At 63.0% G+C, this 378-nt stretch carries 1 protein-coding gene; it reads right to left on the bottom strand.

All coding sequences use genetic code 11. From position 1 onward, the window contains the following. On the bottom strand, nucleotides 1-296 hold a 296-nt coding region (locus ABD323_RS43890), incomplete at its 3' end, for an HAD family hydrolase (RefSeq protein ID WP_344447593.1). Nucleotides 297-378 lie beyond the last annotated feature (82 nt).

A 378-nucleotide genomic window follows, 5' to 3' on the forward strand; every position in this document is an offset into this window, starting at 1 on the left:
GACAGTACGGCCAGGGTGCAGTGCGGGGCCAGGCCCTTCACCACATCGGCCATGCCGGGGATCAGTGGCGGCGAGTAGTCGGATTCGAGCGCCTGCTGGAACGCTCGTTCCACCTCATCCGCCGTGGCCCGGTCACGACAGAGCGCCCGCAGGCTTTCGAAGAAGTTGTTCTGGAACAGCTCGTAGAACTCCTCCGCGGTGTCCACACCGAGACCGAACCGCCTGCTGATCGGGCGGAATACCTCCCACGATGCCAGCCGGGTCTGCACCAGCGTGCCGTCCAGGTCGAAGATCACCGCGGTGCAACTCGGCGTACACATAGGATCAGAGTTCACTGTAGATCTTGGTCAAGGCCTGCGGACCGATAAAGTCCTGCAG

This window comes from Kitasatospora nipponensis, assembly GCF_039528135.1.
In the GTDB taxonomy this organism is placed as follows: domain Bacteria; phylum Actinomycetota; class Actinomycetes; order Streptomycetales; family Streptomycetaceae; genus Kitasatospora; species Kitasatospora nipponensis.